Annotated in this window: 19 protein-coding genes and 1 riboswitch; of the genes, 11 read left to right on the top strand and 8 right to left on the bottom strand. The window is 65.3% G+C overall.

All coding sequences use genetic code 11. The features are described from left to right. The first annotated feature begins 219 nt into the window (after nucleotides 1–219). Nucleotides 220–2136, top strand: a complete 1917-nt coding sequence (locus tag ACNH6H_RS19570) for a TIR domain-containing protein (protein WP_418319967.1) — start codon at nucleotides 220–222, stop codon at nucleotides 2134–2136. Nucleotides 2137–2158: 22 nt separating this feature from the next. On the opposite strand, the gene ACNH6H_RS19565 is transcribed toward ACNH6H_RS19570, so the two are convergent. Together ACNH6H_RS19565 and ACNH6H_RS19560 are read right to left on the bottom strand one after the other, a co-directional pair. Beyond that, on the bottom strand, nucleotides 2159–2569 hold the full coding sequence (locus ACNH6H_RS19565) for a ribbon-helix-helix domain-containing protein (protein ID WP_418319966.1): 411 nt from the start codon (nucleotides 2567–2569) through the stop codon (nucleotides 2159–2161). A 28-nt stretch (nucleotides 2570–2597) separates the two neighbouring features. After that, nucleotides 2598–3173, bottom strand: coding sequence for a DJ-1/PfpI family protein (locus ACNH6H_RS19560; protein WP_418319965.1), 576 nt, complete (start codon nucleotides 3171–3173; stop codon nucleotides 2598–2600). Nucleotides 3174–3415: 242 nt separating this feature from the next. On the opposite strand from ACNH6H_RS19560, the gene ACNH6H_RS19555 reads away from it, so the two are divergent. Next, nucleotides 3416–4264, top strand: a complete 849-nt coding sequence (locus ACNH6H_RS19555) for an enoyl-CoA hydratase/isomerase family protein (RefSeq protein ID WP_418319964.1) — start codon at nucleotides 3416–3418, stop codon at nucleotides 4262–4264. A 321-nt stretch (nucleotides 4265–4585) separates the two neighbouring features. Here the strand turns inward: ACNH6H_RS19555 and ACNH6H_RS19550 are convergent, their stop codons facing one another. Next, complete coding sequence (locus ACNH6H_RS19550) at nucleotides 4586–5455, bottom strand: DMT family transporter (RefSeq protein WP_418321414.1); 870 nt, start codon at nucleotides 5453–5455, stop codon at nucleotides 4586–4588. Between the two features lie 103 nt (nucleotides 5456–5558). Then, nucleotides 5559–5728, top strand: a riboswitch (yybP-ykoY riboswitch). 3 nt (nucleotides 5729–5731) lie between these two features. Between ACNH6H_RS19550 and ACNH6H_RS19545 the strand changes: the two genes are divergently transcribed. From ACNH6H_RS19545 to ACNH6H_RS19520, 6 genes are all read left to right on the top strand, one after another. Then, nucleotides 5732–6304, top strand: coding sequence for a TMEM165/GDT1 family protein (locus tag ACNH6H_RS19545; RefSeq protein WP_418319963.1), 573 nt, complete (start codon nucleotides 5732–5734; stop codon nucleotides 6302–6304). A gap of 199 nt (nucleotides 6305–6503) precedes the next feature. Next, nucleotides 6504–6995 (top strand): GNAT family N-acetyltransferase, encoded by a 492-nt coding sequence (locus ACNH6H_RS19540; protein ID WP_418319962.1) that lies wholly within the window; start codon nucleotides 6504–6506, stop codon nucleotides 6993–6995. A gap of 210 nt (nucleotides 6996–7205) precedes the next feature. Continuing rightward, complete coding sequence (locus ACNH6H_RS19535) at nucleotides 7206–7346, top strand: BBE domain-containing protein (protein WP_418321412.1); 141 nt, start codon at nucleotides 7206–7208, stop codon at nucleotides 7344–7346. Between the two features lie 73 nt (nucleotides 7347–7419). After that, a complete protein-coding gene (locus ACNH6H_RS19530; protein WP_418319961.1) occupies nucleotides 7420–8310 on the top strand; it encodes a cation diffusion facilitator family transporter in 891 nt (296 codons plus the stop codon). Then, entirely contained in the window at nucleotides 8307–9101 is a 795-nt protein-coding gene (locus ACNH6H_RS19525; protein WP_418319960.1) for a formylglycine-generating enzyme family protein, read from the top strand. Before ACNH6H_RS19530 ends, ACNH6H_RS19525 begins: the two co-directional genes overlap by 4 nt. Nucleotides 9102–9103: 2 nt before the next feature. After that, complete coding sequence (locus ACNH6H_RS19520) at nucleotides 9104–9487, top strand: hypothetical protein (RefSeq protein ID WP_418319959.1); 384 nt, start codon at nucleotides 9104–9106, stop codon at nucleotides 9485–9487. A gap of 3 nt (nucleotides 9488–9490) precedes the next feature. On the opposite strand, the gene ACNH6H_RS19515 is transcribed toward ACNH6H_RS19520, so the two are convergent. From ACNH6H_RS19515 to ACNH6H_RS19495, 5 genes are all read right to left on the bottom strand, one after another. Continuing rightward, entirely contained in the window at nucleotides 9491–11062 is a 1572-nt protein-coding gene (locus ACNH6H_RS19515) for an inorganic phosphate transporter (RefSeq protein ID WP_418319958.1), read from the bottom strand. A 401-nt stretch (nucleotides 11063–11463) separates the two neighbouring features. Further along, complete coding sequence (locus ACNH6H_RS19510) at nucleotides 11464–11874, bottom strand: hypothetical protein (RefSeq protein ID WP_418319957.1); 411 nt, start codon at nucleotides 11872–11874, stop codon at nucleotides 11464–11466. Next, entirely contained in the window at nucleotides 11871–12923 is a 1053-nt protein-coding gene (locus tag ACNH6H_RS19505; protein WP_418321410.1) for a class I SAM-dependent methyltransferase, read from the bottom strand. The genes ACNH6H_RS19510 and ACNH6H_RS19505 overlap by 4 nt, the downstream gene beginning before the upstream one ends. Before the next feature lie 224 nt (nucleotides 12924–13147). Further along, complete coding sequence (locus ACNH6H_RS19500; protein ID WP_418319956.1) at nucleotides 13148–13738, bottom strand: hypothetical protein; 591 nt, start codon at nucleotides 13736–13738, stop codon at nucleotides 13148–13150. Between the two features lie 218 nt (nucleotides 13739–13956). Then, nucleotides 13957–14175 carry a hypothetical protein gene (locus tag ACNH6H_RS19495; protein WP_418319955.1) on the bottom strand — a complete coding sequence of 73 codons (219 nt, stop codon included), beginning with the start codon at nucleotides 14173–14175 and terminating at the stop codon, nucleotides 13957–13959. A gap of 634 nt (nucleotides 14176–14809) precedes the next feature. Between ACNH6H_RS19495 and ACNH6H_RS19490 the strand changes: the two genes are divergently transcribed. The 3 genes from ACNH6H_RS19490 to ACNH6H_RS19480 all read left to right on the top strand — a co-directional run bounded on the left by ACNH6H_RS19490 (nucleotide 14810) and on the right by ACNH6H_RS19480 (nucleotide 17557). After that, nucleotides 14810–15070, top strand: coding sequence for an energy transducer TonB (locus ACNH6H_RS19490; protein WP_418321408.1), 261 nt, complete (start codon nucleotides 14810–14812; stop codon nucleotides 15068–15070). Between the two features lie 616 nt (nucleotides 15071–15686). After that, a complete protein-coding gene (locus ACNH6H_RS19485) occupies nucleotides 15687–16373 on the top strand; it encodes a hypothetical protein (RefSeq protein ID WP_418319954.1) in 687 nt (228 codons plus the stop codon). Between the two features lie 398 nt (nucleotides 16374–16771). Further along, the gene (locus ACNH6H_RS19480) at nucleotides 16772–17557 is read left to right on the top strand and encodes a hypothetical protein (RefSeq protein WP_418319953.1); all 786 of its coding nucleotides are present in this window, start codon (nucleotides 16772–16774) and stop codon (nucleotides 17555–17557) included. Nucleotides 17558–17593 lie beyond the last annotated feature (36 nt).

Here is a 17593-nt window from a genome sequence, read left to right as displayed (position 1 = left end):
ATCTCCCGCCGATGATCGGGCGCGGTTTTCTCGATACCGAAATGTCAGCCCGCCAGTTCGTGGGCGATCGGAGGTGTCGATCGCGGGGGTTCGGGCACCATTGCGCCTGTTAGGGAGTGCAACATCGCGCCGACGGCGTACGCTGCGCCGACGAGTGCCAACCGGCTCGTGACACAACGATGCCCTGCCCGACACGACTGCAAGCCTCAAGATGTGCCGATGGCTGAGATCTTCATCAGCTATTCGCGCGACGACCGCGATACCGCCCATGCGCTTGCGGTCGCGCTGGAAGCTGCCGGCCTAGCCGTCTGGTGGGACCGCGAGCTGACCGGCGGCGGCGACTTTGCCGCCGAGATCGAACGCCATCTGATCGCCGCACCGCTGGTCATCGTGTTGTGGTCGCATACCTCGGTGCAATCCGACTTCGTTCGCGACGAAGCCAGCCGCGCGCGCGACCAGCGCAAGCTGCTGCCGGTGCGCATTGCCGATGTGCCGCTGCCGCTCGGTTTCGGCACGCTGCACACACTCGACCTGCTCGATTGGAACGGCGATCCGGACGACGAGGCAATGGCCGAACTGCTCGCGCAGATTCGCGAAGCCATCCAGCAGGCCGCACCCACCGGCAGCGATGGCGGAGCGTTGCCAGCGGCCCGCCTGCGCCGCCGCGCCACGGTCGATCCACTGACGCGCCGCCGTCTGCAGCGGCGCTGGGTGCTCGGCTTCGGCGTCGCCGGTGTTGCTGCCGCTGGCGGCATCGGCTGGATGTTCGTCGCCGATGCACGGCGCGAGCGCGAACTGGCGCGCAGGCGTGAACAGCAGCGGATTGCGCTGTCCCACCTCGAGCGCGCATTCGCCCACCATTTCGAGGCCGAGCCGCCGGACCTGAAGCAGGCCGAACTCGAGTACCGGCTGGCGACCGTCAACGATCCGACGCTGGCCGAGGCATTCTTCTACTGGGGCCACCTGACCGTTGCGCTGATGGAGCGCCAGCAGCCGAAACCGTCGCCGGCGCAACTGGCCGGCCTGCGCGAAGACGCGCTCGAGCGCTTCAGGCGCTCGCTGCAGTTGACCGCACTCGGTCGCGGCCAGCGCGCGGTTGCCGAAGAGCAGATCGCCTGGCTCGGTGCCAGCGAACCGGCGCCGCTGGCACGCAGCACCGACGCGCAATTGGTTGCGGCGCTCGCGGCAAGTCCGGAGCCGGCTCCGGTACTGATCGAAAGCAACCGCCCGTCGATGGCAACGCGGCCAACGGCAAGCCCCACCGCAAAAGCTCCCCCGCCGGCGTCGCCGATGGTCGGGTTGGGTGCCGGTCTCGGCAAGCTGTTCGGCGGCGCTGGCGGGAACAGCGGGGGCAAGCCCTCGGCACCGTCACCCACGCCAAAACCAGCGTCAAAGGCGGTCGCTGCACTACCGACAGCAGCACCATCGCCGGTCCCGCGCATCGCCGCCGAGCCGTCACTTGCGCAGCGTGCGCAGGCCGAAGCGAACGCACTGTTCGCCGCCGACCGCGACAGCCGGCTCGGCGCCCGCTCGATGCTGGCCGGCAATCCGCAGCTGGCGGCCGAAACGCTGCCCGCGGCACTCGCGGCGGCGACCGCCGGTCTGGCCACCCCGGACGCAAACTTCCGCGACGGGCTTGCCGCGACCCTTCAACTTGTCACCACCGCGACGCCCGCGGTCGTGTCATCCGAGCGAAAGGCGATCGGCGCATTGCAACGTGCGCTGGCAAAAAGCCCTGAAACCGCACCAAGCGGTGCTGCCGAGACCCTCGCAGCGACACTGCGCAAGGCCGATGGCGCGCGGCCGGCGGTATTCGTGCAGATTGCCAACCCGCGCCAGGCGCCGCTGGCCGAGGAACTGGTGCGCCAGTTCGAGGCCGCCGGTTATGCGACCGCACCGATCGAGACGGTCGGCACCGACCGGGCGCCTTCGCGGCCCGAAGTGCGCAGCCACGGCGGCAGCGACCCGGCAATGGCCCGCTGGTGCCAGCAAGAGCTCGGCAAACTCGCCGGCATGCCGGCCGTGCTGCGCAACCTGCGCGACATCCGGCCAGCCAACGATGTGTTCGAGATCTGGTTCGACGCCGCGCTGTGCGCGCCGGCGGGCCGCGATGTGCCGGGCTGCGCCACGGCGTGAGATCGCGACCCCCGGCGGCGGTTCAGTGTCGGCGGCCGGGTGCCCCCGCGCCGCCGTGCTGGTGCGCTGGCCGCTGCGTCCTCGGTCGCGTCGGCCTCAGCTCGCCATCGAGTACACGGTCGGCGTCGAGCGAACGGATCGGTACCGACGCGTCGCGCGGGATGCGGCCTTCGGCGATCAGCCGTTCGTAGCGCAGCGCGCAGACACGCAGGAATGACGAGAAGTTGCCGACCGCGCCGCGGTCGACCACCAGTTCGTCGTACAGCGTCTCGATCAACTGCGCGACCGTCATGCCGTCACGGCAGGCAATTTCGTCGAGCACCGCCCAGTGCAGGTTTTCCAACCGGATGCTGGTGACGACGCCATGCAGCCGCACCGAGCGGGTGCGGCTCTCGTAGCTCGCCGGGTCGGCGCTGATGAAGATCTTGCACATGTTTGCTCCCGTCGCTTGACCGGCGATGCTACAGACTGATGCGCGTGCCCAGCACCGTCAGAAACTGTGCAATCCAGGCCGGATGGGCTGGCCAGGCGGGCGCCGTGACCAGGTTGCCGTCGGTCACCGCCTGGTCGATCGCGATACCCATGTATTCGGCACCGGCCAGCTCGACCTCGACCTGGCAGGCCGGGTAGGCGCTCAGCTTGCGCCCCTTGATCAGACCGGTCGCGGCCAACAGCTGCGCACCGTGGCAGATCGCCGCCAGCGGCTTGCCGGCGGACAGAAAATGGCGCGTGATCTCGAGCACCCGCGCATTCATCCGCAGATATTCCGGCGCGCGGCCGCCGGGCACGACCAGCGCGTCGTAGCGGGCCGGATCGACATCGGCAAAGCTGGCATTCAGCGTGAAGCGGTGGCCCGGCTTTTCGCTGTAGGTCTGCTGGCCTTCGAAATCGTGGATCGCCGTCGTCACGAAGTCGCCGTTCTTCTTGTCCGGTGCCACTGCGTGCACGGTATGCCCCACCGCCTGCAGCGCCTGGAACGGCACCATCACCTCGTAGTCTTCGACGAAATCGCCACACAACATCAGGATCTTGCTCATCGCTCGCCTTTCGAATGGTTTGGGTCGATCGGTCCATTCTTGTCGTCGTCGTCCGGGGCTGGTAGTAACCACTTATCGATGAGCTGATGGTTTTCCCGCAGGCCGCAGACTGCCCGCTCGGCAACGCAACTCAAGGCCGTGGCCGGCGAACCGGCGCGGACCGATGCGAATCAGACCACTCGCAGCAAAGGTTGAGCGGACAAGGTCGACTAGAGTCGGAAACCCCTCAGCAGGAACAGGCCATGACCAGCACCACACCATCCGATGGCGACCAGACCACCGAACCGCGATACCGCGCGCTGCGCTTCGAGGTGATCGACCGCGTTGGCGTGGTCACCTTGTGCCGGCCCGAACGCCGCAATGCGCTGTCCGACGAATTGAAGGCCGACCTGACGCAGCTGATGCGCGAACTGTCGGTCGACCGCGAACTCGCCGCGCTGGTGCTGACCGGCAGCGGCGGCAGTTTTTGCAGCGGCGGCGACCTGAAGTTTCTCAATCAACCGGGCCGCAGCACCGAGCAGGACCGGCGCCGCATCCACCAGTTGCACGACTGGGCGCAGCTGCTGATGAACCTCGAGATGCCGGTGATCGCCGCCGTCGACGGCCCGGCGATCGGCGCCGGCTTCGGCATCGCGCTGGCGGCCGACTTCGTCCTGTGTTCGCCGCAGGCGATCTTCCGCGCGTCGTTCGGCCGCGTCGGGCTGGTGCCCGACACCGGCCTGTTCTTCACGCTGCCGCGCATCGTCGGCCTGCAGCTCGCGAAGGAGATCATTTTTACCGGCCGCAGCATCGATGCCGACGAGGCGCGGCAACTGCGCATCGCGATGGCGGTTCATTCGAGCGAGCGGCTGCTGGACGAGGCGATGGCACTGGCGCGCCGCTTCACCGATGCGCCGACCGCGGCGATCGGCGCCAGCAAACGCATCCTGAACCAGTCGTTCAACCTCGACGCGCGCGCGCTGGTTGAAATGGAAGCGGCGGCACAGGCGGTCTTTTTCCACTCGACTTATCACCAGCAGGCGGTGGCCGGATTCGCCGAGAAAAAGCCGTTCCGCTTCGACTGGGATCGGCCTGCGACCGACCCTCGTTGAACGGGCTGCTGCCTGCATGCGGCGCAGAACGAGACAGCCGGCAGTCAATCCCGAACTTCGATCTGCAGCCGACATCGGACGGCTCCCGCCTGCGCGAATCGCGTGCAAACGGCGCGGGCGCTGGCGATGCAGCGGCAACGCGCCGCGCCCGGCACTGGCTCGCGGCGAAGCGCCCGCGCAGGGCGCGCGGCCGTCATTGGGAGCACGCGATCGCCTGGCCTCGCTGCAGGCCATCGAACTGCAGTTGCGCAGCAGCCGCTCCGAACAGCCCAAGGTGATGCACATTGCGCTCGATCGCAATCAGCCCCCCGCGGCGGCGCGTCAGGCGCCTTGCGCCCGCTTCTTCAGCAGCCCGATGCCTTCGTTGACCGCCAGCGTGGCGAGCACCAGGCTGCCGCCGGCCAGCACCTGCGGCAGCGGCTGTTCGCCGGCGCCGAGCCATGCCCAGGCGATGCCGAAGACCACCTCGAGCAGCGACAACAGCGCGAGCTCCGGCGCCGACAGACCGCGCGCCACCCGGACCGCAAGCACGCAGGGCAACGCGAGCTGGAAAACACCCAGGCCGGCGAGCAGGCCGATGTCGTGCAGCGAAGCCTGCATCGGCAATGCAAACGGCAGGCTGATCAGGCACGACAGCAGCGCACCGATCAGCAACGCCGGCATCAGGTCGACATTCCTTCCCGCCCTGCTGCCGTCGCCGTTGTTGCGTTGCAGCGTGACCCAGTTGATCGCGCCGGCCAACGGCACACACAACGCGACCAGCGTGCCGAGAAGCGCTTCCGGCTCGGCGCTGATCTTGTGCACATACATCCATGCGATGCCGGCGCCGGCCAGCACAATCGAGACCCAGGTGCGCAACGCCACCTGGGCGCCGAGCAGCATCCGCGCCAGCAGCGCAGTGAACAGCGGCGCCAGGCTCATCGTGATCAGCACATTGGCAACCGAGGTCAGGGTCAGCGCCAGCATGAAGCAGGTGAACATCAGCGACCACATCACGCCGGAGACCAGCAGCGCGCGGCCACCGGCACGGAACAGGGCCGGCACCGCCCGGCCGCTCGTCAGCGCCAGATAGACGGCCAAAGCGAGCAGCGTGAAGAAGCTGCGCCAGAACGTGACCTCGAAGCTGCGGGCCGATTCGAGCAGGCGCGTGACGACGCCCGCCGTGCTCCACAACAGCGAGACGAGCAACATGCCAAGCAGGGCGCGGCGATGGGTCACGGCAGATCCGATTCGACTTCGGGCGACCGGAAATGTAGTCGACCGCCGAGCGCCTAGAATCGCGCCGATCGAATTGAAACCCGTCATTGGGGAGTAGCCGCCCTGCCACCGCAGGGGCGCGCGTCAACAGACTTGGCCCTCACGGCCATGGCGCGCGCAGCTTCAAGCCTGGCAAGACCTTTGACTGCACGCCTCCGGATGGGCCGGGGTGGCCGTGCAGTCCTGTCTGCCCCGGCCCCTGGAGTTCCCTTGGAAGCGTTCTTCATCTCGACCGGCGTCGTTGCGCTCGGCGAAATGGGTGACAAGACCCAGTTGCTGGCAATGATGCTGGCTGCGAGATTTCGCCGTCCGCTGCCGATCATCGGCGGCATCCTGGTCGCCACCCTGGCCAACCACGCGCTGGCCGGGCTGGTCGGCGACTGGGTGGCTCACACACTCGGCCCCGAGCTGCTGCGCTGGGTGATCGGCCTGTCGTTCATCGCGATGGCCGGCTGGATGCTGATCCCCGACAAGATCGATGCCGACGCTGCCACCACCCGGCAACGATTCGATGTCTTCGGCACCACCGTGGTGGCGTTTTTTCTGGCCGAGATGGGCGACAAGACACAGATCGCGACAGTGGCGCTGGCGGCCCATTACAGCGCCTTGGCAGCCGTCGTCGCCGGCACCACGCTCGGCATGATGCTGGCCAATGTGCCGGCGGTCTTTCTTGGCGACACGATCGCGAAAAAGGTCTCGATGACGCTGGTGCACGCGATCGCCGCGGCGATATTTGCCGCGCTCGGCGTGATGACGCTGCTCAATGTCGGCGATTTGGTCTGAACTTGCGCCTCATTGCCGGGTGCATCGCCAGCGCTGCGCCGGCCGGCAGAACCCCTGCCGACAAAACGGGTTGGGCCTGCCAACGGCTTCGTCGTTATGCTGCGGTGCCGGCTCCCGCTGCGGCAACGCCTGCAGCTGCCATCAACCGCAACCGCGGTTCCGACTGCCCGAAGGCTCGACATCCGGAAATACCTGCAGCATGGTTCTGATCGAACCCATCGACCACCGCAACCCTTCGGTTGCCAAGCAGATCCACCAGATCCTGTCGCTTGCGCATGCCCAGGAGGCCGACATCCTGAGCGTCGTCGACCACGCGCCGTTCAATCAGCACCACGAGACTATCCAGGCTCGAGACGACTATTTTCTCGGCGCCTTCAAGCTTGACCAGCTGATTGGCTCGGTGAGCTTTCTGCCGGATGACGAGCCCGACCAGTTTCTGGTGACATCACTCGTCGTCCATCCGTTGCATCAGCGGGAGGGCGTCGCACGATCGCTGATGGTCCACATGCTGGCGCTGGTCGGTGGTTATGCAACGGCGGTGGCCGCTGGCGCGGACAACAAGCCGGCGTTGTCGCTGTACCGTGATCTCGGATTCGTCGAATACCGGTCCGGGACCATCGGCGCCGGCGCACTGGCGCTCGTCAAGCTGCGGCGCGCGCGCTCTGCCGGCTCGCAGGCGCGCAGCAGCTGAGGCGCGCCTCCACGCTCGCGTGCATCTGCGGCGAGGACGCCGCTGCTCAGCGCCCTGCCATGAACCAGCCCCGCCCATCGAGCCCGAGCCCGGCCATCGAGCGCGGCCGCTGGTCGAAAAACAGCCGCGACACCAGTTCCGAGCGGCTGTTGACGGCAAGCCTGCTACCACTGCCGCTCGGAATGGCTTAAGCCGCTCGACGGCAACGCGATCGATGCGCCGATCGACGAAGGCGAAGCCCGCACGCGCGAACCCTACGGCGAATCGACCTGGCTGCGGCTGGTCGCCGTCAAACGCCGCTGCGACCTCGGCAACCTGTTCCGGATGAACCCGAATATCCGGCCGGATTGACGCGGGCGGCGCAGCGGCCCGGGTCGCTGCGCCGCTCACCCGCGGCGGGCCGCGGCCGCGCGACAATCAGCCGATGCAAGTCGCGTCGTATCTGAAACTGTCGGTCGCCGTCGCGGTCGCGACGATCGCGCTGAAGGCCGGTGCCTGGTGGCTGACCGGTTCGGTCGGCCTGTTGTCGGATGCGCTCGAATCGCTGGTCAATCTGGCCGGCGCGACCTTTGCGCTGATGATGGTCACGCTGGCCGCCCAGCCTGCCGACGACGAACACCCCTACGGCCACCACAAGGCCGAATATTTCTCCAGCGGCTTCGAAGGCGTGCTGATCCTGGTGGCGTCGCTGGCAATCCTCTGGGCTGCCGTCGAGCGCTGGATCAATCCGCAGCCGCTCGAGCAGCTCGGGCTCGGCCTCGGGCTGTCGATCGTCGCCACCGTGCTGAATGGCGGGCTCGCGTGGGCGATGCTGAAGAAGGCGCGCGAGGCGCGCTCGATGGCGCTCGAAGGGGATGCACGGCACCTGTTCACCGACGTCTGGACCTCGGTCGGCGTCGTTGTCGGCCTGGCCGCGGTGCAATTCACCGGCCTGCTCTGGCTCGACCCATTGATCGCGATCGCGGTCGCACTGAACATCCTGCGCGAAGCGGTCGGGTTGCTGCGCCGCTCCGCCGCCGGGTTGATGGACCATGCGCTCGAGCCCGACATCCAGCAGCGCATCGAGGCGACGCTGAACGAGTTTGCACATTCGGCGATCCGCTTCGACCATGTGACGACACGCCGCGCCGGCGCGCGCCGCTTCGTCGATCTGCACATGCACATGCCGCCGTCGTGGTCGCTCGGGCGCGCGGCCGCGTTGCGCGCGAATGTCGAACAGGCGCTGATGAGCGCCGTGCCGGGCCTGCGCGCGACGATCCAGCTGCTGCCGATGGACGTCGAGGCGGTGACGCCGGATGCAGAGGACCCGACATGAACCGGCGCCCTGCCTTGCTGCTGCACGTCGAGCGGCTGGCCCTGTGCGGCGCGTTGCTGAGCACGGTGGCGCTCTCCCACGCAGCGACACTGTCGGCGGACAACCCGGCCGGCATCGACTGGCAGCCGCTGCCCGGCTTCGCGATCGCCCGCACCGAAACGACGGTCGGCCAATTTCGCCGCCATGCGCAAGCGCTTGGCATCACGACCCGCGCCGAACGCGCCGGCGGCGGCGAGGTCTACGAGGCCGGCTGGACACACAAACCCGGCTGGACCTGGCGCAGCCCGTTCGGCCGCGCGGCTGCCGACGACGAACCGGCGGTGCACCTGACATTCGACGAGGCCACCGCGTTCTGCCGCTGGGCCGGCGGGCGTTTGCCGAGCGATGCCGAATGGGTCTCGGCCGCCTATACCGAGCAGCGCAGCACGCCGCAGCCGCCCTTCGAACGCGCCCGCAGCTATCCGTTCCCGACCGGCGACGGCCCGCTTGGTGCGATCTGCCTCGGCGACTGCGGGTCGCAGGCGCAGGCGCTGGCCGTTGCGCACGGCGCCCGTCTGGACCGCGGCGCCGGGCATGCGCCGGTCGGCCGCAGCAGGCCCGGCGTCAACGGCCTGTTCGACATGGGCGGCAATGCCTGGGAGTGGGTTGCCGAACCGCCGACTGGCAACGCGCCGCGGCGCACCCGCGGCGGCTCATGGTGGTATGGCGCCGAGCAGATGCGCGCCTCGCACCTGCAATCGAAGCCGCCCGATACCGCCGTTGTCTATATCGGTTTTCGCTGCGTGCGCTAGCGATGCGGATCGACCCGTATCTCTCGGTCGACGGCATGCCGTTCACGATCAGCGAAGCCGCATTGCGGCTGCAATTCGGTGCGCCGCTCGAGGTCTCGCGCAGCATGGTCGGGCTGAACGAACTCGACTACGGCGAGGCGGTGTACCGCTTCCAGGACAACGGCCGGCTCGAGGAGGTGACCAAACGCGCCCACGTGCTGCACATCGCAACGGTTGCAGTGCCCTTCGACACACTGGCAGCGTTCATCGCCGCCACCGACCCCGGCCGTTTCGAACGTGCCGGCTTCATCGTCAGCCCGCGCTGCGGCATTGCCTTCGTGCCGGCGCAGGGACCGTGGGTCACCGCGCTGGCGCGGCACTGCATCGACAGCTGGCGCAGCCTGTAGCGCTCAGGCGTTGACCATGCCGAAGATCATGAAATAGAACATCGCTGCGAGCACGCCGGCAGCCGGCACCGTGATCACCCAGGCGGCGGCGATCTTCATCAGCTCCGATCGCTTGACCAGCTGCTGCTTGTAGACCTTGTTCAGCTGCTTGCGCTCGAACTTGGTCAGCAGCGCCGGTGTCGCCTTGTCCTTCAGCGCCTGCAGCATCGCCCGTTTTTCTTCCAGATGGGCGGCGCCGAAGCGGTCGAGGAAGTTGTCGACATCGGCCTTGTCGGCGCCGACGTGGTGCTGGCGGATGAATTCCATCACGCCCGAATGCTGGCGCTTCAGGTATTCACGCAGAAAGCCGACTCCGAAGACGCCGCCGACCGCGATGTGCGTCGAGCTGACCGGCAGGCCGAGCTGCGATGCGACGATCACCGTCAGCGCTGCTGCCATCGCGATGCAAAAGGCGCGCATCTGGTCGAGTTCGGTGATTTCGCTACCGACCTTGCGGATCAGTTTCGGGCCGTACAGCAGCAGCCCGATCACGATGCCGGATGCGCCGACCACCATCACCCAGAACGGGATCGGCGCCTTGCCCGAAACCGCACCGCTGCGCACCACTTCGGCGATCGCCGCCAGCGGACCCACGGCATTCGCCACATCGTTGGCGCCATGGGCAAAACTGAGCAGTGCTGCCGAACAGACCAGTGGCAATGTGAACAGCCGGTTGATGTCGGTTTTCGAGTTTTCCAGCTCGTCGATGCGCCGCCCGACCCAGCCCAGCGCCAGCCACCAGCCGAATACACCGAGCAACAGTCCGATGCCCAGCGCCTGCAGCGCGCTGGCCTCCCAGATCTTGCTCAGGCCCTTCATCACCAGATAGGCGGAAAACGCAAACACCATCACACCGATCAGCACCGGCACGCCACGCCGTGCGGCGCCCAGCATGTCGGGCTGCCAGGTGATGCGGCGCTTGATCCAGTACAGGAATCCGGCGGCGATCAGCCCGCCCAGCACCGGCGAGATCACCCAGCTCGCGGCGATGCCGCCGAGCTTGCCCCAGTTCGCGGCGTCGGTACCGCCGGCAGCCAGCCCGGCGCCGAGCACCGCGCCGATGATCGAATGCGTAGTCGAAACCGGCGCGCCGACCGCGGTTGCGATGTTCAGCCAGATCGCCGCAGCGAGCAGCGCCGCGGTCATCAGCCAGATGAAGCGGTCCGGATCGGTCACCGCATCGGGCCGGATGATGCCCTTCTGGATCGTCGAGACGACATCGCCGCCGGCGATCAGCGCGCCGGCCGCCTCGAATACCGCGGCGATCATCAGCGCACCGACCATCGATACCGCCTTCGAGCCGACCGCCGGCCCGAGGTTGTTCGCGACATCGTTGGCGCCGATGTTCATCGCCATGTAGCCGCCGATGATCGCCGCCGCGACCAGCATCACGCCGTGCGGCCCCTGAATCCCCTGCGTCAGCCCGGTGTAGAGCATGATGCAGACGACAAAGACCAGACCGACGCCGAGCCGGAATGAATCGTTGCGCCCGCGCCGCGACGCCCGCTCGAACTGGCTGATGTTTTTCAGTTCCATGGGCAAGGATTCTGCCAGTGCGGGCCCGCGTGGGGTCGAAGCGCACCCTGGCCCGGTTCTGGTGGCCCGCGTTGCAGCTCAGCGCGTTTCGGCCCCGCGAGCCCGCTGGCACCCGCTTGCCCGTCTGACGCCACGGCGCCAGCCAGCCCTTCGTCGAACCGCTGCGCTGCCGTCGACACGCCAATCCGCGCCGGTCATCCGCCTGCCCCGCCTTGCGGCAGATGACGGCAAAGGCCACCGCAGTCGTGGCGCTGCCGGTGCGCAGCGGCGGCGCGTGACGTGTGCTGCTGCGTGCCGCTTTTGTTCAGCGCGCAGACAGAAAAAAAACGGCTTGCCGTTGCCGGCAAGCCGTTCATCGGCCCCAGCCTGCCGCCACCTGCCGGCAGATTGGACGCCAACGCCTATTTCTTCAAGCCGGCGGCGACCCAGTTCTCCTGCGGCGGCTTGCCGTCCTGGATCATCATCACCGTCGCGTCGAGCTTGTCGCCGCGGATATAGCCGGTCCAGCGCAGCTTGCCGTATTTCGGGCTTTCGGTCTCGGCATCGAAGCGGGTCGCATTGCCTTCGACCGTCGTCGTATACGGCGCGTCGGAATAGCCGTACTGGTCGCACGCGCTCGAATGGAAGCGGCCGCTGCGGAAGGTCAGCGTATCGGCATCGCCCCGCGTCTTGCCCTTCGCGAGGAATACACCCTCGAACCGCTTGCCGTCGAGGGTGTCGGCCGCCGCCGGTGCGACCAGCAGCACTGCGGCGCCAGCGGTGACGCAGGCGATGCGCAGCGCCGCGCGGACGAAATGATGATGCGCGGTCATTTGCGGGCCTCCAGCACGAGGTTGAACGGGGTTTCGGTGGCACGCCGGAAGTGGTGGAAACCGGCTTGGTGGAACACCTCGCGCAGACGGCGTTCGCCGGCCTGCGCGCCGAGCGCGAGCCCGACCTCCTGCGACAGCGAATTCGGCGTGCACACGCAGGTTGACGCCGCGTAGAACAGCCGGCCAACCGGCGTCAGGTTGTCGTCGAGTTCGTCGTTGGCATAGGGCTCGACCAGCAGCACCGTTCCGCCGGTCTTCAACGCGGCATGGGCACGGCGCGCGGCGCCGACCGGGTCACCCATGTCGTGCAGGCAGTCGAAGAAACACACCAGGTCGTAGTCGTCGCCCGGAAAGTCGCTGGCCGTTGCACGTTCGAAGAACACGTTGCCACCAACGCCAGCTTCTTGCGCACGTTGGTGGGCCTGCTCGATCGACGGCTGATGGAAATCGAAGCCGTGGAAGGTCGAACTCGGGAATGCCTTGGCCATCACGATCGACGACGCGCCGTGGCCACAGCCGATATCGGCCACCTTGCCGCCGCGATCGAGCATCGGCACCACACCTTCGAGTGCCGGCAGCCACTCGGCAACGAGGTGGGCGCGGTAGCCGGGCCGGAAAAATCGCTCGGTGCCTGAGAACAGACAGGGATGGTGGTCGGCCCACGACAGCCCACCGTCTCCGCGCATCGCCGCGACGATCTTGTCCTTGTCGAGGTACATGCTCGACAGCACCATTGCACCGCCGGCGACATAAACCGGCGAATCCTCGTCGGCCAGCGCCATTGCCTGCTCCTCCGGCAGGCGGAATCGCCCCGAACCGTGTTCTACATATCCGCTCGCGGCCTGGCCGTTGAGCCACTCGCGCACCAGCCGCGCATTGCAGCCGGTGCGCCCGGCCAGTTCGTCCGGCGTGACGGGCGTGCCGTCGGCCATCGCGCGGTAGAGGCCCAGTTCCTCGCCGAGCACGACATTCGCCAGTATCGCCGCGCCACCCATGTCGACGACGAGTTTGCCCATGAAGGCCTGAAGTTTGCCTTCGTCCATCTTGATGCTCCCTGCGGGCCGACTGTCGAGAGCGGCGCGGGAGGCCCGCAAAACCGGTCGCTCGGCGCACCGGAACAGCGTGCAGCGCAGATCATATGCCTGCTGCAACGCCGGTCAATCAGCCTGCGATTGCCGCTGCGTCCAAGCCATCAAGCACGTCTCCGAGCGGGTATCAGCCGGCGCAAAAACGCCGACACACGCAGCGCTGGCTCCGCCAGCTGCAGGCCGGCTCAGCTGTCCTGCGAAGCCTGCGGCAACGCACCCTGACCGGCAAATCCGGGCGCTGGGCCGAGCACATACAGCGAATCAACGTCGCTGGTTCGCGCGTCGAAGTCGAAGCTGTTCGGCCCGTTACCGCGCCGCGTGGTGCACTCGTAGGTTCGGGCGTTGATCACCAGCCACACATGGCCGACACCGCCGCTTTCGCTGCCACCGCTGTTCTTCCGCTTCGGATCGGTGGCGCGGAATGCGATGCGCACGGTGTCGTCCCGCTTGGCCGCTTCATAGGCATAGACATCGGCCTGGTCGACAAAATCGTTGGCGCCAACGGCGCGGCAACCGCCGTCTTCGAGCCACTCCTGCTGCTTGTAGCTGCCCTGCGGAATCCTGACCTTGTGCGAACTGCCTTGATAGATCACGTACTGGACATAGCCTGAACAATCGAGCGCCGCGCGGCTGCGATTCAGCGCCGGTACATCGGTATCGAGGTTTTGCACCTTGCCCTGGCCCTGCGCCTTGCCGCGGCTGTAGTGGATTCTCCTGGCGGCGGAAAAATTGCTCAGCGTGAGCCAGAGGCGAAATGCATTGAAGGCGATGATCATCGGGCGGCACCAGGGCTGGTCGGGCCGTGCAGCACCCGATGGGAGGGAGTTGCCCACTAGGCGCCGGTTTGCCTGCGATGTCAAACGAACGCTCTTCACCAACGACCAAAACGGCAATCGTTGGCAGAACCTGGCCGATCACCGTCGGGCCGGATGGTCCGGCTGCGCGGTCTGACTGGCAAGCCGCAGCGGGTCGCCGTCTGACTGCAGCAACGCGCTCACGGCGGCGGCAGCTTGTCCGGCAGCGAGCCGGCATCCTCGCCGCACGGCGACTTCCATTCGCGCAGCAGCAATTCGAGCTGCTGGTCACCGTCCTGTCGCGCGCGATCGATCAGCGCGCCGACGTTGTCATCAGTGACGTGCTCACGTCCGCGCCCGGCGCGCAACTCGCGATAGATCGCGTCGATGTCAGGGGTCTTGCTGGCGGTTTCGTTCATGCGATGGGCTCCTGGTTGGATCGTCGGCGCGGCGGCGGTTGCGCCGCTTGCCAGTAGGAGCAGAACGGGGCGCGGGGGTTCCCGGGTTATCGGCGACGCGGTTGCAGCGCCGATGGTTGTCGGGGTTGTCAGGCCCTTCGGTCCGTGATGACGGGACCAGCCACGCAGATGCAGGTCAAGGTCGGAGGCGCGATCCCGGCCGTGGTGGTCGGCAGAGGGTTGATGAATCACACCCCTCACGCAAGCGCGGCGGCCGCCCCGCTGCAGCCATCGCAGACAGCGCGCCTGCGTCGTGAGAGAGAAACGGTCGCAGTGATGTAGCTGCCACTGAAGCGCCATCAAGTCCCGGCCTGCGCCCTGCGCTCCAACCTATCTGCTGCGATGGACGAAAAGCCCTTGAAAATGAGCCAGCAAGAAAAACCAACTCTGATGGGCATCGCCCAAGATTGTCACCAATGAAGATTCCTGTCCTTGCCATTGCAGCCGTCCTGTCCGCGTGCGCGCCGTTGGTGCCGTCGTCGTCACCGCCACCGTCGACGGGCCGCACTGAGGCCGGCATGCCGATGAGACCGGGCTCCAATATTGAAGGAAGCAAACCGCTGCCTGCAGGCGCTCCTGTGGACACGCAACCACGATTGATTTCCGGAAACGCCCCCGTCTATCCGATCACTCGCCTGATGAACGGTATCGGCGGGGAGGCACCATCGAATTCACGATTGCTGAAGATGGCACCACGAAGGATTTCGTCGTTGTCGAATCCGACTACAGATATTTCGCCGACCACGCCATCATTGCTCTTCGGGAGTGGCGCTATCAGCCCGCGACCAAAAATGGCAAGCCGGTCGCAGTACGGGTCAGGCAAACCTTCGAATACGTCGTTCGTAAACCCAATTGACAAGCCCACGGCGGCTGCCGACCACGCGCCCAAAGAAAAAGCACCTGACGCCTCCCGACGCCGGTGCTTTGATTCCACGAGAAAATTCTGGTGGGCCCTGAGTGACTCGAACACTCGACCTACGGATTAAGAGAACCGGAAAGTTGGCCTCCGGGTTCGGGCAAGGTCATGATTTGTAAGGGCTTTTCCGGGCGACGGGTTGCTACGGGCGGCTCGCCGAACCAAATGCCGAACCTTGATGCGGGCGTCCGAGCGAGTTCCGCCGTTTTCCCGAGGTGAATCAACGAGTTGCGTCGCCGAACGCCGAACCGAACCCGAACCTTTTTGCGCTTCGCCCGGTTTTGCCGCTCCTGGACGTTCAGCCACATTTCGCTCTGGCCCATGTAGGTCCGCTCTCGGCCAGCAGCTATCAACCCCGACCACGCCTGCCCATTGACTGCTGAATGCTGCTCGCCCCGGCCCAATTGGCACGGCCAAGGGTGTCAGATCCGGCGAGACTTGGGTGTCTGCTGGCGAGCGGGAAGTCGAGAATCTCGTCTAGACCCAATCAACTCCCTTGAGGTTGTGGCTAGCTTGGCGCAAAAGAGACGCTCAGGAGGTCCTCATAATCCGGAAGATGCGCGAAGACGATGAAGATGACGATGACGGCCTGCCCGATGATGCATTCACCGAGACCGAGCTTAAGGCAGGTGTTCAGCACCTCATGCGTTCCAAACCTCGGCACCCTTCCCAATCGCCCCATGCCAACGACGACAGGCAGCTTTCCACTGGCAGTGACCAGACGTTGCCGCAGATGCGCTTTACGACTTTCCCGGAGGCGGTGGCTTGGTCGCAAAGCCATCCGGGGCATGCATTTACAAGAAGCCCGGACGGTCAAGGCTTTGTTTTGTGCAAGCCGGCGCCCGCACGTCGTAGGTCCCGCGCACTCCGGGATGCCGCCTCTTCCGTCTGGAATTTTGATTCAGACTGGGTTGGAGTTTTTGGGGGCAAGGAAAGGGATTACTGGCGCGAATTGCTCGCGATCTCTCCATACCTTCACAGCGCACTCAGGGACGGCAATTGGGTGTCTCCATCCAAGTTTGCGCCGGACATCGCAAAGCTAACTAGGGGACAAACTTTCTTTCTAGCAAGCATGCTTTCGGCCCACCTTGACAACGAGCTGTTATGTCTGGAACTAATTTATGAGCAGGGAGAGCGCGGAATGCGGCTCAAGGGGACAGAACTGGCCGAACACGAACCGACAATCGAAAACTTAGAGCGCGTGATATCGATGATCAACGCATTCCTGGCTGAGCCTGAGTGACTGGCGGACCGAGCGAAGCTGCTAAGCGCCCATACGCGCGAGCGCCGCAAAGGTCAGCAACCAGGTTGATTGCCGCCTGACAACACTTGCATGCCCCAAGCGCCATCATCTCGACCAGCACCCAGCGGCAGTGAATGCATTGACGCCCGTCGTCTGACCAATGGCGAAACTGTTTGGGGCGGGAAATGCGTGCACGACGGCCAGCGAAGATGCACGCCGGCTCGCCTGATGAGCCCGCGCAGCCTTAATCGGCGATACGAAAAAAAAAGGCCGCCGCCCCGTCATCCAATGAAAACGATTTTCAAGGCCGCCTCTATCCGGCCCCTATTGATACGCCATGACCAAGCAAGGGAAAATTGGCCGCCCACGCAAGTCTCCGCCGTTCACAAGGGTCCCAAATGCAAACCGAAGAATCTAGGGAAAATGCTGGTAGCACTCCACCCAAGCCACGCGGGCATTGGGAGGCGATACGAGCACATCCACTCATTATCGTCTTGACCCTTTGCGCCGCTACTGCTACCGCAACGGCGGGGCTTTTTATGAAAATCATCATTCCACACGAAATAAAAATTCTAGAAGTGCAACTGGCGGATGCGAAACGTCAAGTCGAACTGCTTCCGATCACGAAGAGAACTGTCCAGGAAAGAAATCGAGAAATCGCGAAGCTGCAGGACGAAGTTATCGCGCTGAAGCTTCGAAACACTGAGCTTTCCAAGGTGGACGCATTTTCCTCCGAGGATCCGTATCCAAGGGGGTTTCGGAGGGCGCGGATTGGTAGCTCATTCTCCGACTTATATGAGATATTCCCTGGCCGAGTTGCCAAAGACGACCCCGACGATACCTATGCAAGCGTTACCACCGATGATCATTTCTTTTCGTCAGTCACATATTATTATTCTGAAAAATCTGGCAGTCGCCGGATAGACCATATACTATTTCATATAAGGCACGATCAATTTGAGCGCGTGGAATCTTCCAAGGGCGAACAGAAAGTCCAAGTTCTGACAAGCCCCGAGGTGATCAAAAGATTGTTTGATAGACGGTTGAATGCGGCAGCATTGAAGACACAGTTGGAACGAAGTTTTGGACCCGCGAATAAAACGTCCAAGAGGGTCACCTCTTGGAAAGTCAAAGGTTTGCTGATTACGCTGAGCGATGGGACTATTCATATCGAAAGGCTGTAACTCTTGACTGTCACGGAGGCTACGACCGCAGAGGGT

The organism is Pseudideonella sakaiensis (assembly GCF_048320135.1).
In the GTDB taxonomy this organism is placed as follows: Bacteria; Pseudomonadota; Gammaproteobacteria; order Burkholderiales; family Burkholderiaceae_C; genus Ideonella_A; species Ideonella_A sakaiensis_A.
Note: the sequence above shows the minus strand (reverse complement) of the source record. Positions and strands in the feature narration are given on the sequence as shown.

What these genes read in the sequence shown, in the direction of transcription:
- ACNH6H_RS19550 (WP_418321414.1), bottom strand. Translation starts at nt 5,455, where the DNA reads ATGTTGCTCGTCTCGCTGTTGTGGAGCACGGCGGGCGTCGTCACGCGC.
- ACNH6H_RS19525 (WP_418319960.1), top strand. Translation starts at nt 8,307, where the DNA reads ATGAACCGGCGCCCTGCCTTGCTGCTGCACGTCGAGCGGCTGGCCCTG.
- ACNH6H_RS19555 (WP_418319964.1), top strand. Translation starts at nt 3,416, where the DNA reads ATGACCAGCACCACACCATCCGATGGCGACCAGACCACCGAACCGCGA.
- ACNH6H_RS19530 (WP_418319961.1), top strand. Translation starts at nt 7,420, where the DNA reads ATGCAAGTCGCGTCGTATCTGAAACTGTCGGTCGCCGTCGCGGTCGCG.
- ACNH6H_RS19500 (WP_418319956.1), bottom strand. Translation starts at nt 13,738, where the DNA reads ATGATCATCGCCTTCAATGCATTTCGCCTCTGGCTCACGCTGAGCAAT.
- ACNH6H_RS19570 (WP_418319967.1), top strand. Translation starts at nt 220, where the DNA reads ATGGCTGAGATCTTCATCAGCTATTCGCGCGACGACCGCGATACCGCC.
- ACNH6H_RS19540 (WP_418319962.1), top strand. Translation starts at nt 6,504, where the DNA reads ATGGTTCTGATCGAACCCATCGACCACCGCAACCCTTCGGTTGCCAAG.
- ACNH6H_RS19495 (WP_418319955.1), bottom strand. Translation starts at nt 14,175, where the DNA reads ATGAACGAAACCGCCAGCAAGACCCCTGACATCGACGCGATCTATCGC.
- ACNH6H_RS19480 (WP_418319953.1), top strand. Translation starts at nt 16,772, where the DNA reads ATGCAAACCGAAGAATCTAGGGAAAATGCTGGTAGCACTCCACCCAAG.
- ACNH6H_RS19510 (WP_418319957.1), bottom strand. Translation starts at nt 11,874, where the DNA reads ATGACCGCGCATCATCATTTCGTCCGCGCGGCGCTGCGCATCGCCTGC.
- ACNH6H_RS19485 (WP_418319954.1), top strand. Translation starts at nt 15,687, where the DNA reads ATGCGCGAAGACGATGAAGATGACGATGACGGCCTGCCCGATGATGCA.
- ACNH6H_RS19565 (WP_418319966.1), bottom strand. Translation starts at nt 2,569, where the DNA reads ATGTGCAAGATCTTCATCAGCGCCGACCCGGCGAGCTACGAGAGCCGC.
- ACNH6H_RS19515 (WP_418319958.1), bottom strand. Translation starts at nt 11,062, where the DNA reads ATGGAACTGAAAAACATCAGCCAGTTCGAGCGGGCGTCGCGGCGCGGG.
- ACNH6H_RS19520 (WP_418319959.1), top strand. Translation starts at nt 9,104, where the DNA reads ATGCGGATCGACCCGTATCTCTCGGTCGACGGCATGCCGTTCACGATC.
- ACNH6H_RS19560 (WP_418319965.1), bottom strand. Translation starts at nt 3,173, where the DNA reads ATGAGCAAGATCCTGATGTTGTGTGGCGATTTCGTCGAAGACTACGAG.